The 25,518-nt window shown below is 45.8% G+C and carries 27 protein-coding genes; all 27 read right to left on the bottom strand.

The features are described from left to right. Window positions 1-16: 16 nt before the first annotated feature. Complete coding sequence (locus LPB220_RS03795; RefSeq protein WP_023917521.1) at window positions 17-556, bottom strand: NADPH-dependent FMN reductase; 540 nt, start codon at window positions 554-556, stop codon at window positions 17-19. A 315-nt stretch (window positions 557-871) separates the two neighbouring features. Then, entirely contained in the window at window positions 872-1,954 is a 1,083-nt protein-coding gene (locus LPB220_RS03790) for a PD-(D/E)XK nuclease family transposase (protein WP_150905648.1), read from the bottom strand. A 249-nt stretch (window positions 1,955-2,203) separates the two neighbouring features. Continuing rightward, window positions 2,204-3,127, bottom strand: a complete 924-nt coding sequence (locus LPB220_RS03780; RefSeq protein WP_003006122.1) for an L-lactate dehydrogenase — start codon at window positions 3,125-3,127, stop codon at window positions 2,204-2,206. A gap of 331 nt (window positions 3,128-3,458) precedes the next feature. After that, window positions 3,459-4,337, bottom strand: coding sequence for a hypothetical protein (locus tag LPB220_RS03775; RefSeq protein WP_150905646.1), 879 nt, complete (start codon window positions 4,335-4,337; stop codon window positions 3,459-3,461). Between the two features lie 11 nt (window positions 4,338-4,348). Next, entirely contained in the window at window positions 4,349-4,699 is a 351-nt protein-coding gene (locus tag LPB220_RS03770; protein ID WP_150905644.1) for a hypothetical protein, read from the bottom strand. Window positions 4,700-4,710: 11 nt separating this feature from the next. Continuing rightward, the gene (locus LPB220_RS03765; RefSeq protein ID WP_150905643.1) at window positions 4,711-5,175 is read right to left on the bottom strand and encodes a hypothetical protein; all 465 of its coding nucleotides are present in this window, start codon (window positions 5,173-5,175) and stop codon (window positions 4,711-4,713) included. A gap of 11 nt (window positions 5,176-5,186) precedes the next feature. Further along, the gene (locus tag LPB220_RS03760; protein ID WP_150905641.1) at window positions 5,187-6,032 is read right to left on the bottom strand and encodes a lytic exoenzyme target recognition domain-containing protein; all 846 of its coding nucleotides are present in this window, start codon (window positions 6,030-6,032) and stop codon (window positions 5,187-5,189) included. Window positions 6,033-6,043: 11 nt separating this feature from the next. Beyond that, window positions 6,044-6,373 carry a phage holin gene (locus LPB220_RS03755; RefSeq protein WP_150905639.1) on the bottom strand — a complete coding sequence of 110 codons (330 nt, stop codon included), beginning with the start codon at window positions 6,371-6,373 and terminating at the stop codon, window positions 6,044-6,046. Window position 6,374: 1 nt separating this feature from the next. Next, window positions 6,375-6,782 (bottom strand): hypothetical protein, encoded by a 408-nt coding sequence (locus LPB220_RS03750; protein ID WP_225305925.1) that lies wholly within the window; start codon window positions 6,780-6,782, stop codon window positions 6,375-6,377. Between the two features lie 22 nt (window positions 6,783-6,804). Beyond that, entirely contained in the window at window positions 6,805-7,425 is a 621-nt protein-coding gene (locus tag LPB220_RS03745; RefSeq protein ID WP_150905638.1) for a hypothetical protein, read from the bottom strand. Window positions 7,426-7,431: 6 nt separating this feature from the next. Then, window positions 7,432-7,644 carry a hypothetical protein gene (locus LPB220_RS03740; RefSeq protein ID WP_150905636.1) on the bottom strand — a complete coding sequence of 71 codons (213 nt, stop codon included), beginning with the start codon at window positions 7,642-7,644 and terminating at the stop codon, window positions 7,432-7,434. An 11-nt stretch (window positions 7,645-7,655) separates the two neighbouring features. Further along, window positions 7,656-10,952: a phage tail protein gene (locus tag LPB220_RS03735; RefSeq protein WP_150905635.1), complete on the bottom strand. Its 3,297-nt coding sequence runs from the start codon at window positions 10,950-10,952 to the stop codon at window positions 7,656-7,658. A gap of 15 nt (window positions 10,953-10,967) precedes the next feature. Then, entirely contained in the window at window positions 10,968-11,831 is an 864-nt protein-coding gene (locus tag LPB220_RS03730) for a phage tail domain-containing protein (protein WP_150905633.1), read from the bottom strand. Window positions 11,832-11,840: 9 nt separating this feature from the next. Then, window positions 11,841-16,541 carry a phage tail tape measure protein gene (locus tag LPB220_RS10965; RefSeq protein ID WP_150905632.1) on the bottom strand — a complete coding sequence of 1,567 codons (4,701 nt, stop codon included), beginning with the start codon at window positions 16,539-16,541 and terminating at the stop codon, window positions 11,841-11,843. A gap of 317 nt (window positions 16,542-16,858) precedes the next feature. Next, the gene (locus tag LPB220_RS03715) at window positions 16,859-17,335 is read right to left on the bottom strand and encodes a tail assembly chaperone (protein WP_150905630.1); all 477 of its coding nucleotides are present in this window, start codon (window positions 17,333-17,335) and stop codon (window positions 16,859-16,861) included. A gap of 67 nt (window positions 17,336-17,402) precedes the next feature. Next, window positions 17,403-17,984, bottom strand: coding sequence for a phage major tail protein, TP901-1 family (locus tag LPB220_RS03710; RefSeq protein ID WP_150905628.1), 582 nt, complete (start codon window positions 17,982-17,984; stop codon window positions 17,403-17,405). A gap of 17 nt (window positions 17,985-18,001) precedes the next feature. Next, window positions 18,002-18,367, bottom strand: a complete 366-nt coding sequence (locus tag LPB220_RS03705) for a hypothetical protein (RefSeq protein ID WP_150905627.1) — start codon at window positions 18,365-18,367, stop codon at window positions 18,002-18,004. A gap of 3 nt (window positions 18,368-18,370) precedes the next feature. Next, window positions 18,371-18,715, bottom strand: a complete 345-nt coding sequence (locus tag LPB220_RS03700) for an HK97-gp10 family putative phage morphogenesis protein (protein WP_150905625.1) — start codon at window positions 18,713-18,715, stop codon at window positions 18,371-18,373. Then, window positions 18,712-18,990, bottom strand: coding sequence for a hypothetical protein (locus LPB220_RS03695; protein WP_150905624.1), 279 nt, complete (start codon window positions 18,988-18,990; stop codon window positions 18,712-18,714). Before LPB220_RS03695 ends, LPB220_RS03700 begins: the two co-directional genes overlap by 4 nt. A gap of 13 nt (window positions 18,991-19,003) precedes the next feature. Further along, the gene (locus LPB220_RS03690; protein WP_150905622.1) at window positions 19,004-19,369 is read right to left on the bottom strand and encodes a phage head-tail connector protein; all 366 of its coding nucleotides are present in this window, start codon (window positions 19,367-19,369) and stop codon (window positions 19,004-19,006) included. An 18-nt stretch (window positions 19,370-19,387) separates the two neighbouring features. Next, window positions 19,388-20,272: a phage capsid protein gene (locus LPB220_RS03685; RefSeq protein ID WP_150905621.1), complete on the bottom strand. Its 885-nt coding sequence runs from the start codon at window positions 20,270-20,272 to the stop codon at window positions 19,388-19,390. 16 nt (window positions 20,273-20,288) lie between these two features. Then, a complete protein-coding gene (locus LPB220_RS03680) occupies window positions 20,289-20,882 on the bottom strand; it encodes a DUF4355 domain-containing protein (RefSeq protein ID WP_150905619.1) in 594 nt (197 codons plus the stop codon). Window positions 20,883-21,007: 125 nt separating this feature from the next. Beyond that, window positions 21,008-21,220, bottom strand: coding sequence for a crAss001_48 related protein (locus LPB220_RS03675; protein ID WP_150905616.1), 213 nt, complete (start codon window positions 21,218-21,220; stop codon window positions 21,008-21,010). A gap of 141 nt (window positions 21,221-21,361) precedes the next feature. After that, window positions 21,362-22,297 carry a minor capsid protein gene (locus LPB220_RS03670; protein ID WP_150905614.1) on the bottom strand — a complete coding sequence of 312 codons (936 nt, stop codon included), beginning with the start codon at window positions 22,295-22,297 and terminating at the stop codon, window positions 21,362-21,364. Continuing rightward, entirely contained in the window at window positions 22,269-23,744 is a 1,476-nt protein-coding gene (locus LPB220_RS03665; protein WP_225305934.1) for a phage portal protein, read from the bottom strand. Before LPB220_RS03665 ends, LPB220_RS03670 begins: the two co-directional genes overlap by 29 nt. Window positions 23,745-23,816: 72 nt before the next feature. Continuing rightward, window positions 23,817-25,052, bottom strand: coding sequence for a PBSX family phage terminase large subunit (locus tag LPB220_RS03660; RefSeq protein WP_150905610.1), 1,236 nt, complete (start codon window positions 25,050-25,052; stop codon window positions 23,817-23,819). Beyond that, window positions 25,042-25,494, bottom strand: a complete 453-nt coding sequence (locus tag LPB220_RS03655; RefSeq protein WP_150905608.1) for a stress-induced protein — start codon at window positions 25,492-25,494, stop codon at window positions 25,042-25,044. The genes LPB220_RS03660 and LPB220_RS03655 overlap by 11 nt, the downstream gene beginning before the upstream one ends. Between the last annotated feature and the right edge of the window lie 24 nt (window positions 25,495-25,518).

Genomic DNA, 25,518 nt, shown 5'->3' with positions numbered 1-25,518 from the left:
TCTGTCTCAGCTTTTCTTATGCTTCTAATAAGGCTTGTGCTTGTTTTTCCAGTCCTGCGACCTCTTCATCTGTCAAGACTAATTCACCTGTTTCCCAGGCTTCTGGGTTAACGGTTGTTCCAGTAAACTCTCCAACCACTTGAGTCCGAACGAAAGGCAAAAGCGCTTGGTATGCCGCAAACATTGGTTCGTGTCCGGCATTGGCTACTGAAGAAACCGTTACGATCTTATCTTGAAGGGCAGATGGACCACGAGTTTCTGACAGGTCAAGGGCACGGCTAAGCCAGTCGATCAGGTTTTTCACTACACCTGGAATAGCAAAGTTATAGACTGGCGAGAAGATCCAGATGGCATCCGCAGCAAGGACTGCATCACGCGCTGCTTGCACTGCTGGTAAGGTTGGCGTTTCCAAATCTTGGTTCATCATTGGGATGTCTTTGTAGTCCAAGTAAGTCACTGTTGCTTTTCCTTCAAGAAGGCTTTCTGCTTTCTTAGCCATTTGGTGGTTAAAAGATCCTTGACGAAGGGATCCGACAATAAATAAAATGTTTTTCATAGTTGCTTCCTCTTTCTGTTGTAAGATTATTTATTACAATAGCTATTATACAGGATCACAATGTAATGTCAAGGATTACAACTCGTATTTTTAAACTTCTATTCCAGTTCACTAGGTGAGGAGCAAGAGGAGTGAGAAAAAAAGGTTGGATAAAAGTTTCCAACCTTCAATAAATCATAACCGTATAAATCTGTAGAGGATCAAGATCCAAAAATAACGAACTCCTGACGATCTTTACAATCCATTTTAGAACTACTTTTTTCTCAGCAAGGTAATTCTCGAAGTTTCATTGTTCCCAAAATTCTGTTCACGCTACTACTCCTCGTCAGACGAATCCGTAGCCAACATTTTTTTGATGGATTCGCTGGATAAATCCGTCATTTCAGCAATCATCTCGATACTCATCCCCTTCAAAGATAGTTTTTGAATCAGAGACTGCTGACCAGCTTGAACTCCCAACTCCATGCCTTCTTGTCTGCCTTGTTCCAATCCCTGTTCAAGACCACGCTCGAGACCTTGTTCAAGACCACACTCGAGTCCCTGTTCGAGACCTTGTTCGAGTCCCTGTTCAAGACCTTGTTCGAGACCTTGTTCGAGTCCTTGTTCGAGACCTTGTTTCAACCCTTTCTGAAAACCGGCTTCCAGTTGTTCTTTCCGAAAGGTATCCATGCTCATTTCCCAATTTTCTCTGATACGAATCCGTTCATCAATCATTTCTTTTTCCTCCCTTGTCCAATTTGATGGGATCAGGAGTGATTCTGCCTGCTCGATCACTTGATCTGGTTGATGACTGAATGGGCGATTGCCAAAGAATTCAAGCCATTGTCTCCAGTGAGCATTCAACTCCGTATCTCTACTTTCATTATACTTATCCAACTCTAAAAAGGCAACCTTTAACATATTGTGCGCTACTCCATCCTTTCGAGAGCTATAAAGAGGTGTCCCATCTACTGTATGGCGCATTTCATAGACATTGACAGGTGAATCTAAATGAGGAAAAATACTTCGCTCCAGGATAGCGATCCCATAGACCGGCTCCAGCTCCTGGTACATAGAATGGGTCGCCCCTTTCTTTCGCTTGCGTTGGACATTTTCTACCAGTTGATTGGCTAAATAATAGTGAAAACGATTCAAGAAATACTCTTGCTTCAAAACTTGAATCTCAATGATCACTTCAAGCCCACTATCTAGTCTTGCTCTCACATCAACGGATGTTTCAAAAGGAAGATCTCCTAAAAACCCCTGCTCATGGATCTGGTCTCCTTCTAAGATCTCAACGGACTCTACTGGCAGATCCAATACTTCGCGGATGAATTTGGCTGTCACATCCGGCAGACTAAAAATCTTTTTTGCCATTAAATCCAAGGTGGGCGATACATACTCGTGTCGTTTCTTCATAGCAACCTCCAATGATTTCGTGTAGGGAATCCCCTCACTTATACCATTCGAAAAAATTGCAGAAAAAGAGGCTGGGACAAAAGTCCTAGCCTCTCAATTATTTTTGGATTGTCGAGCAAGACGCAGTGGTTGAGTGGGCTCTACTACGCTGATTTCATCAGCTTTTACAGCCCTACTCAACTGTGCGGAGGTGGGACGACGAAATCGAATTCTAACGAATTACCGATTTCTGTCCCACTCTCTTTGCTTTTATGCATGCTCCAATCCTTTTCGTGTATTTTCTTTGATAGTTTCGGCTGAATGGAGCAATTTTTCTTTTTCTTCTTCTGTCAAATGCAAGTCCAATCGTTCAAGAATTCCTTTTCGACCTACAATTGCTGGGTAGCCAAGATAGGTTCCATATTCTGGACGATAGTTAGACACAGGCATTTCCTCGTGGCTATCATTGATCACAGCTTCTGCCAGGCGTTGGGCTGCTGCTGCAATCCCAAAATTGGTATAGAATTTGCCAAAGAAAACCGTGTGGCCGCCTCGCAAGGACTCGTAGTTGATGGCGTCAAGCTCTTCTTGAGAGAAGAGATCGGTAATGGCATGTCCTTTGACACGGACCTGACTCCAAGCGACAAATTGAGAATTTCCGTGCTCACCGAGGTTGTAACCTGATACACTAGCAGGAGAAACCTGCAAACGATCAGCGACTGCACGCTTCATTCGAGCTGTGTCCAGTAAGGTCCCTGTCCCAATCACCTGCTCTTTTGGAAGGCCGGTATATTGTTGATAGAGTTGAGTGACCGCATCGACCGGATTGGTCACCACTAGCAAAACACCACTAAAGCCAGAAGCTTTCAAATCACGCGCTACTTGCACCACTTGCTTGCTGGAAAAGGGAAGCTCTGCAAAACGGTCATCAGTGTTATTAGCCTGCAACTCGATATTTCCAAGAGTCGACACTACGACATCCGCATCTTTTAAAGCCGCGTAGTCATTGACCGTGATATGAACCGGATACCCGGTATTGGCAACTGTATCACAGAAATCCAAGGCGTCTGCCTTGACCTTTTTCTCATTGGTATCAATCAAAACCAAATGATCACAGGTGTGTTTCAAAATCATGCTGTGGGCCAAGGTCGCACCCACATGCCCCAAACCAATAATACCAATTTTTCTTGTCATCAGAATCCTCTTTTCTAGTATCGATCACACTGTTGGTGAGGATAGCTCTTTGTTGACTCTATTCTACCACAATCCAAAATTTGTTTCTATCGTTGCACTATACGTTGCTATTAGTTATAAATTCGCGTATTTTAGAAAATTATCGTTTTCGTTATTTTTCATTGATTTAAAAAAGTCGTATTCAAAATCGTATTCATTGCCCGCATAATTGAGAGAACGAGCCCGAGGGCTTTTTTTATTGCCGTTATAATAGACAATCTGGAAAATTGCCGTTATAAACGCAAAAAAGCCCTCCCGAATTGGGAGGGTGTGTGTCTTATGTGTTTATGTATTATAAAGTCTCTGGCCACGGGTCGTCTGTGGTATATATCACGCTGGAGAAGCGGATATCTTCGATATCTCGATTTGTTGGCACCGGATCGTCAAATTGCAATCGGAATTGATTGTTATCCCCCGGACCGCCTAGATACCAAGTGCCAAGCCGTTGCCCCTTGTCGTTGGTAATCATACCAATTTTAGACCCAATTGGACGAAAACCAACAGGAATACCATTAACGTTTATAATAACCACGTTGCGCTCACGGTCAGATCCTTGTGGGACGTATCCTGCAGCGCCTCGTCTCTTGATACCGAACCAGCCCCAAGAGAGGCCACCGAAATTGATTTCCACCGTTGAGTTGATTCTCCGGAATTCCATAAACGAAGCACCAAGCGCTGACTGAATATTTTTAGCCCGAACTCGCCCTGTGTCACCAGCGAGAACAACCCAATTGGCACGGCCAGCGCCTGCGCGTTTTTTGATCCATTTGAATGCACCGTTTTTGGCTGTGGTGTCAATATAGGTTACTCCGATGTCCGCATTTAACTCATACGGAAAGCCTTGGCCTTTTAGTTCTGTACTGCCACCGCTTCCAGCACCGACTGAGCGCTTTAACTCTTCCAGATCATTTTTGCTTGCAAGTTGTGTAGTGTCAATTGTTGGTAGCTTCGAAGTCGTGACAAATGGATCTCCACCGTTTTTCAGTTTTTCATCAATAAGAGCGTCCAGACCTATTTCACGGTGCTTGTTTTGTATGTTTTGGGCTATTTGAATCTGTAGCTCTGCATACTTTGGGAATAATTTGTATGCAACACTTGTTTTTATGTAATTATTCTCAAAATTCCCGACATCACGGCCAATCTTTTCGATAACTTGTTTTAAATTATCCATGCTTCACCTCCTTAGAGGACTTGCTTCGCGTCGTTATAAATCTGTAAGAAATTGGTATTTTCTAGATCAGTAAATTTCTGACCCAATTCAGTCAATTTTTGGACAATCGCACTATCTGAGGTTCCGCCAGCGCTGATTTTTTCAGCGATTTCTTTCAAAGTGTCCAGCTCTTCCGGCACGCCTTCGCCAAGGATTGCCGTTTTCACTCCTTGAATAGCGTTATCCAATTGTTGCTGTGTGATCCCACCTTGGCCAATTTCAGACTTATCTGCCTTGGTAGCAACCGTGGCTTTGATTTCTTTCACGTCAGTACCGATGGCACGGACTAAAGATTTAAAATTTTCTGTGTTTAAAGTTGTCATTCGTTTCTCCTTCAAATTTTAGCTAGATTATATAGTACGGTAAGGTCAGGGAGTTCTTCCGACTGTGGACCGTTCGGGTGCGCTGAAATATACTTGTCGATTTCTTCCTTGACGTCGTTTTTGACAAGTGCAAGGACTTGCTCGCTTGTGTATTCGTCCGCGGACTGGATAACATCGACCCGGACGTTCTGATCGCTTGGGAAGACGTACCCACCGCACACCACCTCGACAAGATAACTTTCAACGGGAAGCACTTTTGGAATCTTAAACAATACCTTTGAGCCTTGGACAGTCGTCGAAAAGGACGCTTTGCCCTTCTTGCTCGTAAAGTGGACTGTAGCTTCCTGCCCCTCAAGATCGATCGGAGTCCATCTCTCGTCGTACATTGCAAAACCAAAAAGGGAAGCCGAGTCGCCTTGTTTAACGACCCGGCCACCCTCAAACTGCTTTAAATTGGTACAGTTTGAGCGATTCATTCAATCACCCCTCATTCATAATAATTGACTAGATCGTCTTTGTCCCAGCACGACAGCCAAACTGGTCCGAATTGCCCGAACTCAAAAAGACGCCAGTAATAGCCACCATAGTAGCCACCTTTGCCCGTATCTGCGATATGGGCTTCGTCGAGTTCAAAGCTAAAGTACATACCAGCTTTTAAGTCTTTATCAGCTCCGTCTGGCAAGTTGTTTCCATTCTCATCAACCCAGTTTACCATTGATACCGGAATACCGTTCTCGAGCCAATCGAACCCAACGGGCGCGAGATAGTCGCATTTGATTTGCCAGATACCATGGATATATTTAACCTCGTTTGCTTGATAAAAGGCCTTGTCTTTTGGTTGTACGGCTGTGCTTGCTTGGTTATTGGTTTGAGGTGCTGTGTTAGCATAACGCCAAACCTCGATATAAGCCGGTTTATTCCAACCGTAGTAGTCGTTCCAAGGGTAAGTGTTAATAGCTTGTCCGGGTGCGCCTTGCGTTGAGTAATCGCAAGAAATGAAGTATGTATCATCAATCATGACTCCGACGTGTCCACCAGCACCGCCTGAACTTGACATATCAGCACCCCAGCTCATTAGAATAATATCGGCCGATTGTGCGTCCCAGTCTTGATTGATACTTACGCGGTAGAAGCCATTGTTTGCGAGTTGTTGGCCAAGAGTTACCGTTGACGGTAAGCCGATGATATTGATTCCGGCTTCTTTCAAAACTTGCGACATGATACCGGAGCAATCCCCAGTGCCGTCTGAACCGTTACGGCTTCCGAGCATTGAATAGGTAATCAGCCCACGACGACTAATAAATCCGTTTACAATAGATTGTTGTACACTCATGTTTGACCTCTCTATTTCTTCCATTCGTCGTTAGCTTTTTTGACCGCTGCTTCAATAAAAGTATTGAGTTCTTGATTCGTCAAGTGGATATTTTGAGATTCAAGACCCTCGATCAAGCTAGTTTTAGCGTGCTCGAGTTTATCCTTGCCGTGAATATCCAATTTATCAGCGACCTGCTCTGTAGCGTTTACTGCGTTTTTAGCCAAGATCTCAACGATCTCGATCGCTTTCTTGCCTCCGCGCATGAGCAAGTATTTTTTGATCGCTTGTACCACGATCCCAGTCAATACAACTAAAATGCTCATAGCCGATGATGTGATAATGCTTGTGATTTGATTCATTTTATTTATCCTCTTTTATTTCTAATTCCAAAAAGCGCTCAAATAACACTTTAATAGCCCCGTTTCCGCCTAATTCGACGTAACTCTCGTATAATTTCGATAGCTCCTCAATCTCATGCTGGTTAGTGTGTCCGCGTTTGAGTGCGTTCTTCAAATTCTCCTGCAATCGAAAGCGTTGAAGCCGTTGTAAGCCTTTCCCGATAATAGTCAGATTCTTATTGTTATCTTTTCCGATTTCTTCCACATTTGAGACTGACTTCTCGAGGGTGTCTATCTTGTTAGATAGACCCTCAAGACGTTTGTCAGCTTCTTTAGTGGTTTTGGTGCTCTTGAATGAAAAGTAACTTGGAATAATCACGACTAAAACGGGAGTCAGCTTGTCCACTAGTGCCAATAGGTCCAATTTCACCACCCCCTATCAAGCTACTAGCTTACTGGACGGGTTGAGTTTCAAGATCTCCCGCTGGTTTTGGATCTTCTGGTTTTGGCTCGCTCCATTTCCAGATACCGATCTTTCCGTTCTGGTGCAATGATTCGAGCTGTTCCAACGTTTCGCCGTTGTAAGTAAACGGTTCAGTCACTTGGACCATCACGCGCTTACCTTCGCTGTATTTTTCGGTATGGTTTGGATCCTCAATTGCGAAGATCGCTTGTGCTGGATAGGTTGCCCCAACTTTACCAAGGTCGACAAGCTCAAGGCCACGTTTAAAGACTGTAGGATCAAGCGGACGATCGACGTCAGTAACGCGAGCGAGTACGCTCCATTCTGCCACGTCTTTTACCTTTTGGATCTCTTCGTCTTTCTTGGCCAGTTTAGCTTCGTACTCTTGGGCTTGGACGTGTAAGTCTTCTTGTAACTTCTTAACGCCCTCGGCCGGATTGAATTCGGTCGCAACTTGTCCAAGTACAGCTTGGATCAGCACTTCGTCTGATTCGTTGGTACGATCACCAATCAAAACACGGGCGAAAGCTGTATACGGGGCTTCTTGGCGAATTGAAACGAAGGTGCGTCCTTCTTCTTGCAAGTATTTGTTAATGATTTTAAATTCCATGTTTTTTTATTCCTTTTCTAGCTTTTGTGCTGCTTCATCAAAAAGATCTTTAAGATCTTTATCGCTATCCAAAACGTCGTTAAATTTGCTCAAAAGCTCGTTTACGCGTTTGTATTCCTCGCTTACTTCCTCGTATAAGACCTTGTATTTTGAGGCTTCTACGATCGCGTTTGCGAGCGTCTGCGAGAGTTCGCTTACGATTTTATCTACTGTGTTCATCTATTGCCTTTCTAAATCTTATAATTGCCGATGTTGGTCCAGCCGGCGTGTCTTGCGACGGCGACGACGAAATCCACTAAGGCGTTAAAAGAAGTTGCCAAATTCCTATTTTTGAAAGTAATATCTTTTGTTATATCAATGCTATCAGTACGGACTGAATCAGTGGTTACTTGTTTCGCTCCGACAACTTCGGTACTTATGAACCCTTTTCGGTGGCCATTCATTGTTACGCCCTCTCGAACGTCCATACTGAACAAACCGTAACTCTCGATAACTGTATCGCCTTGCCACGTCCCCTTGATCGCTTTAGTATTAAGAATCAAGCGTTCGTTAAGATCGACATTCAAGAAATCAGCAAGCATTGAGATTTTACTAGTGTAATATCTATTATTGATATCACCAATCTTGATATAGGTCTGTGGAGCTGTCGAGGTTTTGACTTCGGAGATACCGAGACTTACTTCGCCAGTCGTGAGTTGTTCGATCACTCCTCGGCCGTTTGCCCGTGTCCCCATTAAAATTGATGTGGCTGTCCCTGTGCGTGCCGTCCACAAATCACGGTTGTTTTGTTGGTTCTTCAATCTGGTCGCTGTCGCCGAATCGATATCAACACCTATCAAAAGACCGGAGCCTTTAGTATTCGACGCTCGGTCACCACTTCCGATCATTGAGACTGTCCCGTCGTTTTTGTTATAAAACGTTAATAGCGTGTGATTGTCGAATCTAATCTCATTTTTTGGGGTATCAATCATAAACGACTCGTCAATACTTCCAAGTGTGACACCTCGAATATTAATACCACGAAGAGTCCCTGTGTTAATCGCCCCAGCGTCAAAATTTACCGCCCTAAACGTTGAAAAATCAGCCTCACCACCAGAAATCTTATTAGCGGTTAAAGACTTAATAGCTGCACCGTCGATCACTGCTTCGTCGATCACGGTCTGACCTGTGATATGTGTCAACCGTCCGTCTATTCGGTTCGTACCATTTGCAAGCAAGTTGATTGAGTTGAGTACGTCACCGTTGCTGTTTAGGTTTTTAACTGCCCATGATCCAGCAAGCAGGCTCATTTGTGTTCTTACGGCTTCTAGTGGCCCCAGACTATCGTCTGGGCTCGGTTGCCATAAGCGATCGCTAGAGCCCTCGTATAAATCAAGCTCAGTCATAAATAGACCAGACCAACCGCTAAAGTTGCCGTCATAAAAGAACGCCAAGTAGCCCTCGTCAAAATTCCCAGTATTAAAACTGAATGATTTCTTGATAGCTCGTGTACTGTCAAAAGCTGGTGATTCGGTTTTTTGAAAAATGAGTTGAAAATCCTCGAAATCTCTCGTAGAACCTTTTTTTCGCTTCCTAAATACAATACTAAAATACTTTGTATTCGCGTCGAACGCTGTCAAATTAAGCATATAATTTGTATTTCGTTTGACAAGGAAGCGTGGGCTTTTTACGACTGCACCGCTTGAAAGCAGAAACATTCGCTTTTGTCCATTAAAGTAAAACTCGTGAGCCGTAAAACTCAAGCGACCGTTTTCTTCTGTCCAATAATTCAGCCCATCGTCTGCCCTCGAATTTCGAAGCATATTCGGGCCACCCGCGGTCGAATACTTCCCGACTTCTGTCTGGAATATCTCGCTAGACATAACAAGCCGTGATAGTTTATCTGGTGCGCCTGTTTCGGACGTACCAAGGATCCGTTCAAAAATTTTGTTAGATTCGGTTAGCTTGTTAAATTCGAGGGTTTGTTTTCTGATCGACGATTCTTGTTGGTCTACTTTATCGTAAATGTTGCTGGTGTCTCTAAGCAGACCGTTTACCGTATTTTTATCGGCGAAATCATTAGAGAGTTTTGCAACGATCTTACTATAGATCGTGTCACCGTCAACGCTCTTGACACCCTCGGTTACCTTATTCTGCAAGTCTGGGCTACTTAAAATCTGTTGCTTGATCTGGTCAGATAGCTTGCTAGTGTCTGGCAATGTGCCGGCTTTCTTGAGGGCTTCTTCTGCCTTGGCGTTCGCTTGTGCGATTGCTTGATTCGTTGTGACTTGGGCGTCATTGACTATTTTTTCAATCTTCGACGTGTCAACTTTGAGAATTTTCGGGAGCCATTCCGTCCCACTCCAATAATAGAGTTCCGTTTCTTCTCCGACAGTCAAGTATAAGAGATCGCCTTCGTGTAACGTCCCTCGTGGCTCGTCCTTGGGCTTTGTGGCCCCGTAATAGTTGGTATTCTTACCGTTTGCCGAAACAAGCGCCCGTGTAGCTACCTCAAGAGCCCCTTCAGCGTACTCTTTAGACTCGGACACGCTTCGCATGATCGAGCCTTCCGACGTGATCGCTTTCTGGACGGTTCCAATATCGTTACACGTCACCTTGTGGGACAATAGCCGGCCTGTGACGTCGTAGCTGCTCTCGTAAGACACGATACGGATCTTTTCACGGAACTCAATCGTCTCGTTAATAGCCATGATATAGTCACCAGCGCGGGGCCGTGTGTACTTATATCCTGCTTGCGTGAGATCTTCCATGTCAAGCTGGACTGAGATCGAATAGGATTCGTCGACTTCTTTCTTTAGCCGTTCTAAGAGCTTACCTGTTTCTTTGTAACGTTCATCTGTTACGGGTTCGCCCTCGATCCGGCCATAGATCCGAGCAAGCGGGCTCTCATATTCCGAGGTATATCGGCCCATGTCGTGGTTTTTTTCGTCCTTCCACGCACCGAAGCCCTTCTTATAAGTGATAAAACCACCGATATTTTTTTCGATCGTGAGCTCGTTCATGTTGAAGTTTTTTCGGACAACTGTCGAAAGATCAGTCCCGACTTTTTTCAAAATTCGAACGACCTTCCCAGTAACCGAAAATTCGAGACCAGCTTCTTTAATGATCTCTTTAAACATTTTCAACCGGCTCGCGTTCCCGAAATTCTCCTTTCGGATCGCCTTCGCTTCTGCTTCGATCACATACCGATAGCCGCTATCTTTAAAGATCGCCTCGATATAAACTTCGAAGCGATTCGAGCCGTTAAACTCTTTATAACAATTTGAGTGCTCGAAATCGTAAAAGAATTGGTGGACCGCGTCAAACGATAGCGAAATATTTTGGCCTTCATCTTTCGGCTTCGCGTAAATGATCTTATAAAGTTCGCCATCGAAGGTAAAGCTCCACCCACGATCTAAACGCGAAAGAACTTGCTTATTAGATACAATCGTTCCCGAAATAGATCGCTCGCCATTTACTGCGTTTTTTGTTTTCAACTCGACTTGGGCTCCGTATCCTTTGCCTGTTTCGTCGTAAAAAGTAATCAATAGTCCACCTCCTCTCTAGCGATAAAGCTCTTTAAATCCGAGGATCTTAACAGTCCCCTTGAAATTAGTAAACCAATTGACCGAACGGTTAGGCTTTGGCCTAATAACGAAATACTCGTAATTCGTCCGGTTATTGACGTTTAGATCTTGTGTCGTTGGTCCTTGATAGATCGCCGTCTCAACTCCTTTTAGAAGAAGCTTTTGGCCCGATCTTAAAGGCGTTTCTGTATGCTGGTAAGTGAACCGACGGCCATCGATCTCAAGAAAAAAACTAGTATTATCAGCGTTTGCGGTCAACTCCACGACGAACGGGACTTCTAGCTGACTGAGCGGGGCCGTGCCGTTGTATGGGAAGCTGTTCGCTGAAAGCGCGAGATCCCGTGGGACCGTTTCACCATACGGAAGCTCCACTGTCACGAATGAAAACGAAACATTGTATTTGATTCCAGCTTCCGAATTGCCGATAAAGTCAAACTCGATTTGACCATCGCCCACAACGTTATAACGATATTTCCAGTTATTGTGTGGTAACTGGGCAAGGTTTAGATCGCCCGTCGTTTGGCCCGGAGTCTGAAAGTCGTAAATATTAGTGACGTTTTGGTACAACTTTGTAATATAAAAGCTATCGTCACCCAAGACCCAGCGAGTCAATTCGTCTTTTTTGTTTAAAAAGTCCTCCATAGAGCCCGCTGAAAGCCTAGCTGTGACTGAGATTTTCTTTTCTGTATAGGTTAGACCGTCGAAAATATAACCATTGCGCCCCTTAACGGTACGCCTTGATAATTCCACGGCCGGGGACGAATCTTCGACCGTGATATTGTAAAGGCCAAGGCCAGATAATTTCTGGCTTTGGCCGTCTTTTTCAATTAATAAGTCCATCGTTCCCCCTTACGCGAAATAAGCGTCTAGCGCCTTTTCTCTCGCGTCTTTTTCCTTTATCGTGGTGTAGATCTTATCTCCCACAATCTCGTTATGTACTTCGAATTTTTGGTTCGAAAGTTGCGAATTTTTGACCTCATCGCTCAAGTCCTCAAGGGACGAACGAACGCCCGAACTTGTCACGCTCGCGCTTGTGGTCAATACGCTATTGGTCTGATAGTCTTGATCCGTGATCGCTTGGGCATACTGGCGGGCCATGCCGTTTATATCCGACACCCAATCTTTCATACCAATATAAAGACCTTCACCCGTGAAGCCCCCGATTTTCTTCATAACCCGGGACGGCGAGTGAATATCAAGAGCTGAACTCATGATCGAAGCGATATTTGAAGCGATACTATAGGCGAGATCGTACAACGAACCGGCCATCGAAGCAAGCCCGTTATATAGACCCATGCCCGCGTTAAATCCGACCATTTGAAGCAATGCCGGGAGATAACTAAACGAAGCCGAAATCTGTTCACAAGACGAACTAGCAAGAGATACCGCTTGAGTCATACTTGATTGCATGACGCTAGTAAACGCGTGCATACCGCTTTTCGCGCTATTTGTCACGCTTTGGAACGTCGATCTAAACGAGCTTTCCAACTGCTTACCGGCTGAAGAGCTCACCTGCGAGATCTTATTGAGGCCAGCTTGGACTGCTTGGGCTGTCGCGTTCATCGCGCTTGTGACAGTCTTTTGCATATTTTGATAATTCGTCGTGATAGATTGCGACATTTTAGAGCTTGATTGCTCGGCCTGTTGGGCCATCTTATCAAAATCTGTCTGAGCACTAATCGCCATCGCATTTGTAGCATTCGTTGCTCCCGTTTGCATTTGTTGGAAGTTGCTTACAACGTTCGCGCTCGCTTGTTGCGCGTTTGTGGTTGCAGCCGTGTTGACTCCCGTCGTGCTCGCGTTCGCATTATTCATCAATTGGTTTAACTCGTTACTTGCGTTCGCGTTTAACTGACCGATATTAGTCGTTACGCCTGTATTCATCTGGCCAGTCTGTGCGAGTGCGTTTGCGTTCATCTGGTTAAATGACGCGTCCGCGTTCGCTGCAAGCTGTTGCATATTCATAGTCCCGTTAGTATTCAACTGTCCGAAGTTAGTCGAGGCTGTCTGTTGCAACTGAGTTGTGCTGTCCATCGCATTTGTGGACATTTGAGACATATTAGCCGTAACGCCAAGGCTCATATTTGACGTTGACGCGATCGTGTTCGCGCTCATCTGGTCGTAAGACGTCGACACGTTGGTACTAGCGGTTGAAGCGTCGGTACTTAACTGTGTCGTCGTTTCCGAGCTCTTCGTCTTGATATGTTCCGCTGTGTTATTGATCGATTCTTCGGTTTTCTTACCGCCTTCGTCCGACTTACCAGTGATCCAGTCCCAGATCCCCCCGAAGAAATTCCCGATAGCGTCCGCGACGGCTTTCAAAGCGTTAGGAATGAAATTAAGTAAGGCTTCACCGAAGCCCTTAACGATCTCCCAAGCAGCCGAAACAATATTTGGCAAGCCTTTAACGATCGCAAGTGCGAGCTGTACGACTAATTGAACCCCAGCCATAAGAAGTTGTGGCAAGGCTTGAGCAAATCCACGGATCATCTGGCCGATAATCTGTACCGCGCTTTGTGCGATCTGTGGCAACGAACTAATGATTCCTTGGACAAGCGTCACAATTAATTGAATACCACCTTGCAAGATCGTTGGTAAGTTTGACAAGATCGTTTGCATAAACCCGACAATGACTTGTGTCGCGATCTCGATGATTGTCGGTAAGGCTTGAACGATACCATTTACGATATTCATCAAGATTTGAATACCTTGCTCGAGGATCTGTGGGAATTGCGCTTGAATGTTTGTAATGAAATTCGTCACAATCTGTTGCGCTGTTGTAAGGATCTGTGGCAAGTTTTGCAAGATCCCTTGCGTAATACTGAGAAGTAACTGCATACCAATAGAGAGCAATTGTGGCAATGCTGAAAGTAAGCTGTTAACCAAAGTCCCGATAATAGTTACCGCGGACGAGATCAACGATCCTGCATTTTGTCCCACACCTTGAACGAGGCTACCGATCAACTGAACCCCAGCGTCAACGATCACTGGGAACATTGTCGCAAAACCTTGCGCGAGTTTGGCCACCAGATCAGCACCCGAAGCAATAAGACTCGGTAATTGACTAGTGATCCCGTTTACAAGGTTTTGAATAATCATCGGCCCTTTAGTCGTTACCAAGGTAATCAACTGATCGATCTGTTGCCCGAATTGTTGGTTAATCAGACCAAGACCAGCGAGGACAAGCCCCAAAATAGCAGCCGGACCGATTGACGCGAGGGCGATTCCCATCACGGACGCGATCCCGCTTGTCATCATACTAAGGACAGATAAGCCTTGTGAAGCAGCTCCACCAAGAGCGCCTGGAATACCTGCGACCTTACCAGCGAAGCTCGAAATGAAGCCTCCGGCCGTGCTAAATGCACTTGACGCGACTGATCCAAGGGCCAGCGTCTTACTTGCGACCATGCCCATAACACCAGTAAGCGAAGTTAGTCCGCGCACCGCTGGACCAAACGCAAACGCACCAATGAGGGCTGTCACGGCTGGTTGGACAGCTTGCATAGTATTTTTAAACTTATTCGCTTGCTCGTCTGACATTTTAGTTCCGTTTAAAAACTGATCTAATGCCGGGTTTAACGAGTTTAAAGCGTCGAGAAATTTTTGTAGCCCTTGCGAGTTGGATATTTTATCAACTAGCTTGTCAATCCATTTGACGAGCGTCGTAAGGACTGGAAGGACTGCCGTTCCGACTTGGATTTGAAGTGTTTCCCAAGATCCACTCAAAGCCTCGACGGCCCCTTTTAAGTTGTTGAGCTTTTCAGCCGCTACTTGAGCAGCGCTTACTTTGTCAATAGCTGCTTGCATATTGTTAGCGCCGTCTGCTCCCTCGTTCATCGCGATAGTAGCGGCCCGCACCGCGTCGGTACCGAACATGGTTTTCAAGGCCATTTGTTTTTCTGCGTCGGTAAGTCCACCGAGTCGATCTTTCAATACTTGCGAGATCTCAGCGAATGACTTGATCTTACCTTCTGCCGTAAAGAACTGGTTCGAGCCGTCGGCCGTAATGATACCGAGTTCTTTCATCATGTTCGTTTGTGCTTTCGTCTGCGGTTGCAGATTCATAAGCATAGTTTTAAGAGACGTTCCGGCGTCGGAGCCCTTAAGTCCGTTTTGAGCAAAGACTGCGAGGGCGTTTGTGGTATCGCGGAACGATAAACCAAGCCCAGACGCTACCGGAGCGACCATTGAAAGACCATATTTCAACTCGTGAACGTCTGTCGCTGACGCGTTAGCAGCTCCCGCGAGTTGGTTTGCCGCTTGTGTGGCTGTCATTCCGTCACGTTTAAACGCGTTTAGCGCTGTCGACGTGATCTCAGCCGCTTCTTTCAAGTCCAATTCCCCAGCCGTGGCCAAGTTAAGGGACGCGGTAAGCCCACCGTTTAGGATATCTTTCGTCGATACCCCGGCTTTGGCAAGCTCGCCGATTGCGTCCGCGGCGTCCGCGGCGCTGAAGGCTGTATCTGCTCCGGCTTTAATAGCGGCGTCGTTGAATTTCTTCATCGTCTCCGCGCTCTCACCCGTTACGGCCTTAATGTTACTCATTTTGGCTTCAAACTCAGCAGCCTTTGAAACAGTGCTCTTGATTGCTTGTTTACCAAGATCAAAGAGTTTATAAGCAGCAGCCACACCTAAAACCTGCTTCACTAGGTTAGTTGACGCGCTCGCCGCTTGATTTGTATGGTTTACAATCCCAGTCAAGGCTCCTACTGCCTTTTGACCTGTCGTCTGAAACGCGTTCCCGAGTCGTCCGCTTACGTTGCTCGCGAGATTGTTGACGGAAGAAAGGATCTTACCACCGAAAGAGTTTTGAACTCGATCCGCGAAGCTGTTCGCCTTGCTGGTCAAGTTTGAAAACATACTGGACCACGAAGAGTTGATCGGGTTCAATACCTTTTGACCAAGCGCGCTCGTAATGTTTCCAGCCGTTGACTGAATCCGAGCTTCGAGCCGTGCCATAGAGTCCCCAATCGCACCAAAGGCCGTCTTATACGATCCGGACATATTGTTTGCCGAATTAGTAAAAACCGATCCTATACTATGGACTTTGGAGCTGATCCGGCTTGCCATAGAGTCGACGCTGTTTGCCATTTCAGCAAAAGCACTCTTTGGCGATTTAATCGCGCTTGAAATATCAAAGTCAAAAGCCTTTTTAATTTTCGAGTTAATACCAGCCCCAAGAGTGGCAACGTCGTTTTTCATCGTTCCTAAAACTGACTTGATATCAGCCGAAACGCGAGTAAATGCTTTCCGTATGGGGTCGGGTAATTTTGCGCCGATGTTTGAAGAGATACGCTGTAACTCTCCGAGGGCGATTTTAAATCCACCAGTCAAACCTTGGCCGATCTTGGATCCGATATTTTGGTTACTGTTTGCGAGCCGGTTCATAAGCTGACCGACTTCACGAATCATCTGATTTGCGCTCTTTGACGCTTCCTGCGCCGCGTTTTGAAATGCTTTACGCGTCGAACTCACGACGTCGCTCATCGCCTTTTCGTACCCGGTTAAGTCCGCACCGATAATCGCTTCAATCGATCCATCAAAAGCCATCGCCCCACCTCCTATCTATCTATTTCTGAAATGTTCATTAAGACGCTCGATCTTCTCGAACATACCTTGAGAGCTTCCGCGCTCTTCGCGTTGTCTGAATAATCGACGGACCTTCTCACGATCCTTCTTCTTGCTCAACTTGCCAAAGTCCACCTTTTTAGCGTTCAAGGTATAGCGAAGATTGAAAGCAAGCTCGACGAGGTTTTCCCTCTCTTCGATCGCTCGATAATAAAGGCCCTCGCGAATTGCGTCGAGCTCGTTCTTTGTACATGAAAAAATAATATTCGGATCCGTTAGACCCAAACGCGCACACTCTATTAAGAGATTGCGTTTCTCAAGCGCCCAATTTGCGCCTCCGTCTGCTCGATCTGAAGTTCCGCTTGTGCCTTGTCGTCCGCTGTTTCTGCTTTGGCTTTGAGGTACTTCAATCCCAGCTCGAGATTTTCTAAGTATTTCGAAACTTTCTCTTTGAAAAAACCAGAATCGACCATCTCTTCTTCCAATGCCTCGAATAGTGGCTCTGCGCTTTCTGCTCCGAGATCTTCCATCTTGTCCGCGATTGCCTTGATAGCTTCTTCATCGCTTACAGCTTTCGCTTTTTTGCTCGCGCATAGCTTGATAAGATCCACAAGAGCCGAATCGTTACGATCCACGACACGAAGGAATAGAGCTCCGACACCGTCTTCGTTACGTGTTCCGTCTGGTCCTTGAGATCCCAAGTCACGATTGACCTTGTACATGGTCATATAATCAAATTTGATCTCGATTGCGCGGCTTCCGACTGAAAATTCCATTGAATAACTCCTTTTTTGTCAAAAAAATAAAAGCAAAAGGGCGATCGAAGCCCCTTTGCTTGAAAAATTAGCGTGTGATATTGTTGTAATCGCCTGTTGTTTCGCCCGGGTTTTGGTACTCGTAAACGTCGTTCAACATCGCGATTTCGTCCGCTGAAAGTGGGAACTTACCATCACGAAGACGGCCAACGATACCTACTGTATAGTTCAATTCAACGAATCCATCGATCGCGTCAGTAAATTCAACATCATCTGTGATCTTACCATATCCAAATTGTGCTGGATAAGTGTCTTTACCAGTTGAAGAATCTTTGACACTATCATCAACGATAACACGCCAGATCTTCAAAGATTCACCGGTTTTCTGTGCGTCAAGCACGGTTTGAACTGATGGATCTTTAGGCGCGAAATATTGAGTTAACTCGATAGAGTGCTCATCTGTTGCTTTTTCCAGCAAGCGCCCTTGTTGAGTTTGTTCGTCGATGTATTCGCCACCCATTGTTGTTGTGCCGTCTGTACGGTAAGCTGGAAGCATTGCTCCGTTACCTTTTTCAGCGTGGATTGATTGAATAAAGTAAAATACTTTCTTACCTACGATCGGCTTTGCGATCGTAATTTTAATTTTTGCTTTGTCTTCTGCTTCACTCATTTATTAAGTGCTCCTTTTTAAAAGATTGTATCTGTTAATGCAATGACAATATGATAGACTTCACGGCCTATCGTATCGTCTAAGAGTACGCTCGCGTTTACATTGCGATTGTGGCCGATCCTGCGAAGGGCCTCAGATTTGATTTTCTCAACCCCGGCCCGGCTTTCCGTGCCCGGTAAGAAGATATCAATTTGTACGCTCATATCCTCGATTATAAGCCCCGTTTGAGCTGTTTTGGACGTGTCCGAGCTAGATTGCCCAATCACAAGAAACGGCTCGAGTGTGTCTTGTTTTGGTAGCTTAAATTTGATCGGAATATTGAGTGGTTTTAATTTTTCGCGTAAATTTGCGAGCATTTTGACTGAAGGCGTTTCGTTTGCCATGAATCACCTCCTAAACATTTTACGAAGGTTTTTAAATAAAACTTCGCTTTCTTCCTTAACGGCTGGACCAAGGAACGGCTGGGCCTTCATCTTACGAGTTCCAAGCTCCACATAGACCGAATAACCAGCGGGAGATATTACTTTGTACCGTAACATACCCACCCGAGCGACAAAGATCCCGTTTCGCATGAATCCGGTATCGACTGCCGCTTTCATTTTGGCTTTCCGTTCCACACGCAAGGCCGATCTGTTCAATTCTGCTGATACAGCCCGACGCGCTTCCCGTGGTTTGTTTTGGACCCTTCGCATAAACTTGTCCAGACCTTTTACTGAATATGAAAAACTCATAGATATATAACCGTGCTATTATGATGGTATCGTTTGCCTTTGATCTTGAGCCTGTGGCCATTGTAAATCACTTCCGAGAAGCCCTTATACGTTCCTTGTAAGTGCAATTTGAACAAATCAAAGTCATACTTACCAAAAAGCCCCATCATCTCATAACTAGACAATGAATTTCGCATACAAGGGACTGGGAAACTCTTCTTTGTTTCCACATTCTCAAGCAATTCGTCTTCCGGCTCTTCCTCAAAGATCAAAGTTACGCGTTCGTTATAGATCATACACGCGCCCCCCTTAAATGAATCGAGCGATCCCGCGGGCCCGATGTTTGATCGCAAGGCCTTGTAATACAGCCTTATGCTCATCTGTTAGATAGCTAGACTCCCAAGTGAAGCTCCGGCCTTCCTCGCTGTCCGCTGTCGCGCCTTCCGAGTTTAGTCGATTAAAGCGACTGACGGCAACGTCTCGAAGGATATAAGCCACGCTCTCGGGCAATTCCTCGAGTGCTGTTTCCGAGAATTGATTGACGTAAGCGATCATACGCTCGAAGCTATCCCGTACAATAAGGGTCAAAAGATCGTCTTGCTCTTGGTCAGCTTTGGGAATACCCTTTAAAAGTCGAAGCTCTTCCGTTACTTGATCGATATTGATTGCCACCATCGCTAAACCCTCCTAAAACTAGGCTGCTACTGCTGACGCTGGCGCTTGGATTGTAGCTTCTACCACACCGTCCGGAATTTCAGCAAAGAGAACGTTAGCGCCAAAGAATACTGACTCGAAAGTCAAGTTATTCAAGTGACGATCACGCGCCACACCAATTAGACCTGTTTCGTCGGTAAAGTCCGCAAACAATCCGCCAAGATCACCACCAGAAACATTCAAGTAAGCGAAGACAAGGTTTTCAACGGCTGTTGTATAGATCTTCCCTTGTGGGCATGAAGGCATAACGATAACGTTTTGCATACCGAGGAAGTTTTGGAGAAGTGTGAATCCGAATACGTTTGAAGCGTCAGACGCAACGGCTGTTGATCCAAGGTATTCAGCCACATCGAGCGGGTTCACAAAAGAAACAAGCGGAGAGCCTTCAAATTCGTTGAAAGTGGTCAATTTGCCCCAGCTATTCGCAAGAGCTTGTTGAAGCCCTTTCCCTGTAACTTTAGTTTTTGTCTTTTTAAGGTAAGCAAGGAAGTCGTCCTTGATTCCGTTTTGAATTTCGCGAAGCAAGCGTGTGTCTGCTTCTGTGATAGCGCGTGACGCACCATGACGTGCGATCGCTTCCGCTGATACTGCACGGCGTTTTTTGAACCATTCTACTGTGTATTCTTGATCCTTCGCGCGTGTCATTTTAGAAAGCGGAATTGTTTCACCTTCAGCGGTTTTAGTTGTGTCAACGTCTGCGGTCCATTTGTAAGTTTGGATCTTTAAGTCGTTAGTCAACTCTTGGCGACGTGTAACGCCCAAAAGTCGAAGTAAGTCATTGATATTTTTAGAAAACTTATTGACAAAATCAATTGATTTAATTTCGCCCAAGTCGTTCATGGTTGTTAGTTTTGTTTCAGCCATATTTTAATAGCCCTTTCTAATTTTTAAATAGTCCAATGTTTGCAGCGATCATCGCTTGACGCTCTTCGTCGTTCTCAATAGCCATGATCTCCGCTTTAGTCATAGATACTGGGCCCGTACCCTTGCGAGGTGCTTTCTGGGTCAAACGTTCATCGACGCGGGTTTCTACTGCCTTATCAAAGATTTTTCGCAACGTGCCGATCTTCTCCTTTGTGGCTTCGGCTGTCTCATCGATCACAAAATCGATAAACTCGCCCGGAAGTCCTTCTTCGCTCAATAGCGTTTGAGTGGCCACGCGCATTTCTTTAATTGCAAGAGCTCGCTCGCGTTCTTCGATCGCTTGGATCCGTTTTGCTTCCTCTTCTTTCGCGCGTTCGTCTTTGGTCAGCTTCGCGAGGCGTTCGCCTTCGCTTTTGGCCTTTTCGATTGCTTCAGCTTGCTCTGCTTCCCAGCTGGCCCGTGCTTTAGCTACCTCGGCTGCGATTGCTTTCCCAAACTCTGCGCGTGTAAAGGTACGTTCTGCCTTTTCCTGCTTGGTTTCGACTTGTTCTTCTTGAGTGACGTCTTGCTCAATAGCTTCAGTCTCAACTGCTTGTGTATTTTCTGACATATTTTTCCTCCGACGGTTACGCCGTCACCCGATTTTCTCGCTTTACGTCCGGCGACGAAACAATGCAGCTTTTAACGTCCTCCGCATAGTCTGGACAAAAAGAAAAGACTGTATTTTATACAGTCTTACAATTTAACTTCTTCAATTCGCGCACGTTGCTCTAAAGTTGAAAGATATTCCCACATAATAGAACGTTGACGCTTCAATAAATCGATAGGGCATTTCGGTTCAAATTCGAGTTGTCCTTTTTCATATCTTTGGATCATTTCGTCTAATTTCGCGAAACGTCCTCTCAATTCATGATATTCTTTCACAAAACGTTTTTGCCATTCATTCATTATTTTTCCTCCTTGTCACCTCGTGAATTTTTAATGCTCTTTATGATACCCTCGATCATTCCAGCGAGTACGGCCCAACCTGCCACGACTAGAAAGGCAAAGCAGAAAAGGCCCGCTGTGTAAGATACCATATCCCAGATATTAATCACTCGATCCCTCCTCTTCTATTTCTCCCGCGTCCGGCATGATCGTAGACCGGCAATTATAATGAAACGGGGGCATATTTACCCCGACTTGCGCGTCCTCGAGCTTGTACAGTTTGTCCTCTTGCGCGATTCTTCGGCATATTTGAGTGGTCCGATCGTCTAGCACGACCAAGATCCGATAGTGTTCAAGCCCGGCTTTCTGATACCGTTTGATAGTGGCCCGATTTATGACGGCCGTCGCGTCGGTCCTTACCAACGTTTCAGCTCGCGACCGTGCCACATTAAATTCTTTCCGAATCTCGCGGGCCATATCTTGCGGGCTGTCCCCACGGATAAAGCCTTGTTTGAAAACTTCTTTCAGCTTTTGCGCAAGGCTGTCAGTATTGCCCCACAACTGCTCGGAATAGTTCCGGCCATTGAACGGCGTTTTGACAATCTCTTCAAACGCTGGACGGTTGACCGCGCCTGTACGGCCTCCCATAGCCTTTCTGTACGCGTATTCCGCAACGTTGAATAAATACTTCTCGAAGCTCTTATGAAGCGCTCCTGTGAGCACTCCGAGCCTGTGGATAGTTTCCAACTGCAAAGCCTCGATTCTGATCGCTCGAGCTGACGCATATTGTTGGTTTAATCGCTTCAAAAGCTCTGGATCCTTTTCAGCCTGCTCGCGGTATAGCGTCGCATTGTCCACATAGTCGCTAAGATCCTCACCTCGAAGGCGCTTCGTTGCGTCTTGGTAAGTGAGTTCATGATCTTCAGCGTACTTTGTGTAAAAGTCAAACAACGACTTTTGAAGCCTTACCGCCTCGTTGCGGTAAGTTTTTTCCAATTCAGCGAAAAAATCTATATCTTTTCGGTCAACGTATTCGAATATCTCCCGGGCGCGTGCTTCCCAATATTCATCATGGGCGCTTATCTTCAGTTTCTTCATCTGTTGCTACCTCGCCGGCTTGTGGCTCGATTCGTGGGAGCATTTCAAGCGCTTTTTCCGTTTCCTCTTTCATACGTTTCAGCTCTGCCTCTGCGTTGACCCCGGTCACTTGCTCAAGAATTTCGACGATCGTTTGTTCACTCACCACGCCATAGAGATTTTTGGCAATAGCGACCATTTCAGCGTCATTCTGTGGTAAGTTTGGCGTAAATACGACGTCCGTCTCATTGATAAGGTTGTAATTGTCGGAATCGTTGCCCTTGATCTTCCAGATATTGACGGCTAAACGCAAACGACGCATAAGGCCTTTTTCAAACAAAAGCTCTTGTTTACCGCGATAGTTGTCAGCAGCCATCATCTTATATTTCATCGCTTCGCCTGACTGTGTGCCAGCGAAGTTGTTATCCGTTGTATCCGGCGTGAAGGTAAAGCGTAAAATATCATTTACTAGCCGTTCCTTGTACGCTTCCGCTCCGGCTGTATCGTATGACTTAACAAGATAGTTCGCGCTTGGACTCGATCCGCCCGGAATCGGGTTATCATCAAGGATCAAGATTTTTGCTTTTTTAAATGCTTGAGATACCGCAAGCCGTCCATTTGGATTGACGCGACCGTCTTCCATGAAGTCTTTATCTTCTACACCTGTGAATGGGTTCCCGGAGATCACCAAAAGAGCCTCGTTACTGTCTTGTTGGAAGTTAGCAAGCTCTGACTGTGATAAATCGTAAGCGTCGATAGAGTCAAGCACGGCTTCGAACGCCCCTGTCCGGTCCGTATTGTTGCTAAACTCATTTACTGGTACGCCATTAAAGAAATGCTCGCTCGTATCCTTGAGATGAAGCGTGTCCGTGTCTTGATTATCGTCCACATACTCATAAATAGCGTTACTGGTATAGACCTTAACGAAATCGCGTTTGTGTCCATTCCCGTAACTGATAGAGTAGTAGTTAATAGCCATCAAAGACCGTTGCTCGTAGCTGTCGTCGTAAATGACAAAAGTTTGCTCTGGATCCATACGATAGAGCTTGACCCAAACGCTCCCGTCTTCGTCTCGGTACGCGTTCAAAAGCTCATAAGCACGGCCATAGATCGCGAGATCTGTCTTGATCGCGACGTTGTGGTCCTTTTCGTTGTTTTGCTTCGAAAACTGATCGATCTGTTTTTGAATTTCCGCGTTTTCATTCTTGTACTCGACCGGGTTCCCCAGCATATAGCCTTGTTCGAAAATAGCAATGTATTTCGCCCAGTCGCTCGCGATTCGATTATCTGCGCTGTATGGATCGCTTTTATCATCGCGGTACTTGATATTATTATCAGCGAGATAATAGCGCTTGAGTTCTTTCAAGCGGTCCAATTGCTCAGATCTGTGCGTCCCGATATAGTTTTTTAGGCGTTCAATCCATTTCTGGCCCTCGTATTCGATTGTTTCAAAATCTTCGGCCGTCATGATAAATTGACGATTCGCGTTCTCATCGAAACGCCGTCCTTTTAAGAATTTCAATTTCTCTTATTCCTCCCTTTAGAAATAATATTGTGCGCTGGTCATACGCTCTTTTACTGTGCTACTTGTATCGTAGACGTGTTGCGAATAGATCGCGTATCTCACCGCGTCCAGTACGTCGTCATGCTCTTTTACCGGCTCGCCTGATCGCTCGTTCCAGACGTATTGATAGATCTCATCTTTAAATTTTGCGACCTTATTCGAAACGACAAAAAAACGACCAGCTTTCATCAGCTTGGCCACCTCTTCAATTCCAGATAATACTGACTTATACGCATTAAAGCACTTGAGCCGTTCGCGGTTAAATCGTCCGACGTGCTCGGGCCGTGCGCTATCAGCCCAAAAGAATATATCGCCGTACCTGGCCTTGATATCTTTTGCGATATCTACCCAGAAGTCAATCTCTTTGTACTGGTGCGCGTGTTCCTCGAGTATGTACACATCGCCGGCCTCGGTTTGGCCCACGACCACGATCGAGCCCCAGTGCTCATATCCCCAGTCCACACCCGCGTAAATCTTCGCGAAATGCTCGGGCTGTTGTGTCGTGTACATATCCTCTTTGAAGTCGCGATAGACCGCGCCTTCACCGATCACCCAGTGCCCGTAGATCCCGCGTTCGGTAAACATACCGGAAGGCGTTGTCGCGATCAAATTATCAACGTACCGCTGATTTAAAAACGTGTTATCGAAGATTGTAAAATGATTCGCGACGATCTTTTCATCATCGGCCTTGTCGATATAATCGACCTTGAGCCAGTGTTTTGGGTGGTCCGGGTTGGTATCGCATATAATACGCGCGCCATATCCGGAGCAACGCTTCAGAATTTCGTCAAAAACCTCCTTATTCGCGAGCGTGGCCTCGTTGACGTATGCCCCGAAGGCTGTCATACCCCGGATAGCTTTTAGGCCCGCTATGGACCCCGTAAACGTCGTTACGACGTACACGCCAAAAAGAGTAAAATTCCCGTGTCTGTCAAACTGGAATTCGTGGCCGTAAGCGTCTGTGATCTCGCGCAAGATGTTTGTTTGCAACGTCCCAGACGATACCGCCCCCAGAATATACATCGGAGTTTGAACCCCGACTTTTGCAGCATTTTTCTTGACGCGTTTCAGCTCCATCAAAAAAAGATCATTGTCGAGCTTGGTTTTTCCGGCCCGTACTGCGCCATGATTTATCATCATGTACCAATCGCGAGAGAGAGAACGACGCAAGATCCCGATCTGTTTATCTGTGTATAACCGATCAAGTGCCATCTTGTATCACTCCTTCCAACTTCTCGAAATAATCGGCCATGATATCCTCGGACGCCATACCGCCTTCAAGAGCTTGCTCGCGTTTCTTGTTCTCAAGTTGCATTGCCTTAACACGCTCTTTTTGCTCTTTCTTATCGAGAGCGTCTTTCGTGCCCTCGTTGCCGTTCATCTTGGCCAGAAGCTCAATCGCTCGCATATCGCCTTTTAAGGCCTTCTGCAAAAGAACCGTCGCGATCGCTGTCTGGTTCGTTGCGCTCAAGCCTTTCTCTTCGAGCATTTCTTTTAGCTGTGGACTGAAAACGTCCATTTCCAAAATTTGATTGACTTTCTTTTTTAGATCCGCTTTTTCTCTTCGAGCCTTGCCGGAGGCGATACCGCCTTTTCGGCCATATTTTCGTGCTTCTTCCGAGGTTGGGACCTTTAAATTGTCTGCACCAGCCATCGCCTCACTTCCTTACTTTTAATT

The organism is Streptococcus sp. LPB0220, from assembly GCF_008727815.1.
GTDB lineage: Bacteria > Bacillota > Bacilli > Lactobacillales > Streptococcaceae > Streptococcus.
This window is presented reverse-complemented; position numbering and strand designations above follow the sequence as displayed.

Excerpts from the sequence above, each read along its gene's own strand:
- LPB220_RS03660 (WP_150905610.1), bottom strand. The coding sequence starts at position 25,052 with ATGGCACTTGATCGGTTATACACAGATAAACAGATCGGGATCTTGCGT.
- LPB220_RS03680 (WP_150905619.1), bottom strand. The coding sequence starts at position 20,882 with ATGTCAGAAAATACACAAGCAGTTGAGACTGAAGCTATTGAGCAAGAC.
- LPB220_RS03730 (WP_150905633.1), bottom strand. The coding sequence starts at position 11,831 with ATGGACTTATTAATTGAAAAAGACGGCCAAAGCCAGAAATTATCTGGC.
- LPB220_RS03770 (WP_150905644.1), bottom strand. The coding sequence starts at position 4,699 with ATGACAACTTTAAACACAGAAAATTTTAAATCTTTAGTCCGTGCCATC.
- LPB220_RS03790 (WP_150905648.1), bottom strand. The coding sequence starts at position 1,954 with ATGAAGAAACGACACGAGTATGTATCGCCCACCTTGGATTTAATGGCA.
- LPB220_RS03775 (WP_150905646.1), bottom strand. The coding sequence starts at position 4,337 with ATGGATAATTTAAAACAAGTTATCGAAAAGATTGGCCGTGATGTCGGG.
- LPB220_RS03755 (WP_150905639.1), bottom strand. The coding sequence starts at position 6,373 with ATGAATCAAATCACAAGCATTATCACATCATCGGCTATGAGCATTTTA.
- LPB220_RS10965 (WP_150905632.1), bottom strand. The coding sequence starts at position 16,541 with ATGGCTTTTGATGGATCGATTGAAGCGATTATCGGTGCGGACTTAACC.
- LPB220_RS03795 (WP_023917521.1), bottom strand. The coding sequence starts at position 556 with ATGAAAAACATTTTATTTATTGTCGGATCCCTTCGTCAAGGATCTTTT.
- LPB220_RS03705 (WP_150905627.1), bottom strand. The coding sequence starts at position 18,367 with ATGGCAAACGAAACGCCTTCAGTCAAAATGCTCGCAAATTTACGCGAA.
- LPB220_RS03700 (WP_150905625.1), bottom strand. The coding sequence starts at position 18,715 with ATGAGTTTTTCATATTCAGTAAAAGGTCTGGACAAGTTTATGCGAAGG.
- LPB220_RS03780 (WP_003006122.1), bottom strand. The coding sequence starts at position 3,127 with ATGACAAGAAAAATTGGTATTATTGGTTTGGGGCATGTGGGTGCGACC.
- LPB220_RS03665 (WP_225305934.1), bottom strand. The coding sequence starts at position 23,744 with ATGACGGCCGAAGATTTTGAAACAATCGAATACGAGGGCCAGAAATGG.
- LPB220_RS03695 (WP_150905624.1), bottom strand. The coding sequence starts at position 18,990 with ATGATCTATAACGAACGCGTAACTTTGATCTTTGAGGAAGAGCCGGAA.
- LPB220_RS03765 (WP_150905643.1), bottom strand. The coding sequence starts at position 5,175 with ATGAATCGCTCAAACTGTACCAATTTAAAGCAGTTTGAGGGTGGCCGG.
- LPB220_RS03715 (WP_150905630.1), bottom strand. The coding sequence starts at position 17,335 with ATGGAATTTTCAGTCGGAAGCCGCGCAATCGAGATCAAATTTGATTAT.
- LPB220_RS03760 (WP_150905641.1), bottom strand. The coding sequence starts at position 6,032 with ATGAGTGTACAACAATCTATTGTAAACGGATTTATTAGTCGTCGTGGG.
- LPB220_RS03710 (WP_150905628.1), bottom strand. The coding sequence starts at position 17,984 with ATGAGTGAAGCAGAAGACAAAGCAAAAATTAAAATTACGATCGCAAAG.
- LPB220_RS03675 (WP_150905616.1), bottom strand. The coding sequence starts at position 21,220 with ATGAATGAATGGCAAAAACGTTTTGTGAAAGAATATCATGAATTGAGA.
- LPB220_RS03670 (WP_150905614.1), bottom strand. The coding sequence starts at position 22,297 with ATGAAGAAACTGAAGATAAGCGCCCATGATGAATATTGGGAAGCACGC.
- LPB220_RS03690 (WP_150905622.1), bottom strand. The coding sequence starts at position 19,369 with ATGGTGGCAATCAATATCGATCAAGTAACGGAAGAGCTTCGACTTTTA.
- LPB220_RS03740 (WP_150905636.1), bottom strand. The coding sequence starts at position 7,644 with ATGAACACAGTAGATAAAATCGTAAGCGAACTCTCGCAGACGCTCGCA.
- LPB220_RS03655 (WP_150905608.1), bottom strand. The coding sequence starts at position 25,494 with ATGGCTGGTGCAGACAATTTAAAGGTCCCAACCTCGGAAGAAGCACGA.
- LPB220_RS03685 (WP_150905621.1), bottom strand. The coding sequence starts at position 20,272 with ATGGCTGAAACAAAACTAACAACCATGAACGACTTGGGCGAAATTAAA.
- LPB220_RS03745 (WP_150905638.1), bottom strand. The coding sequence starts at position 7,425 with ATGGAATTTAAAATCATTAACAAATACTTGCAAGAAGAAGGACGCACC.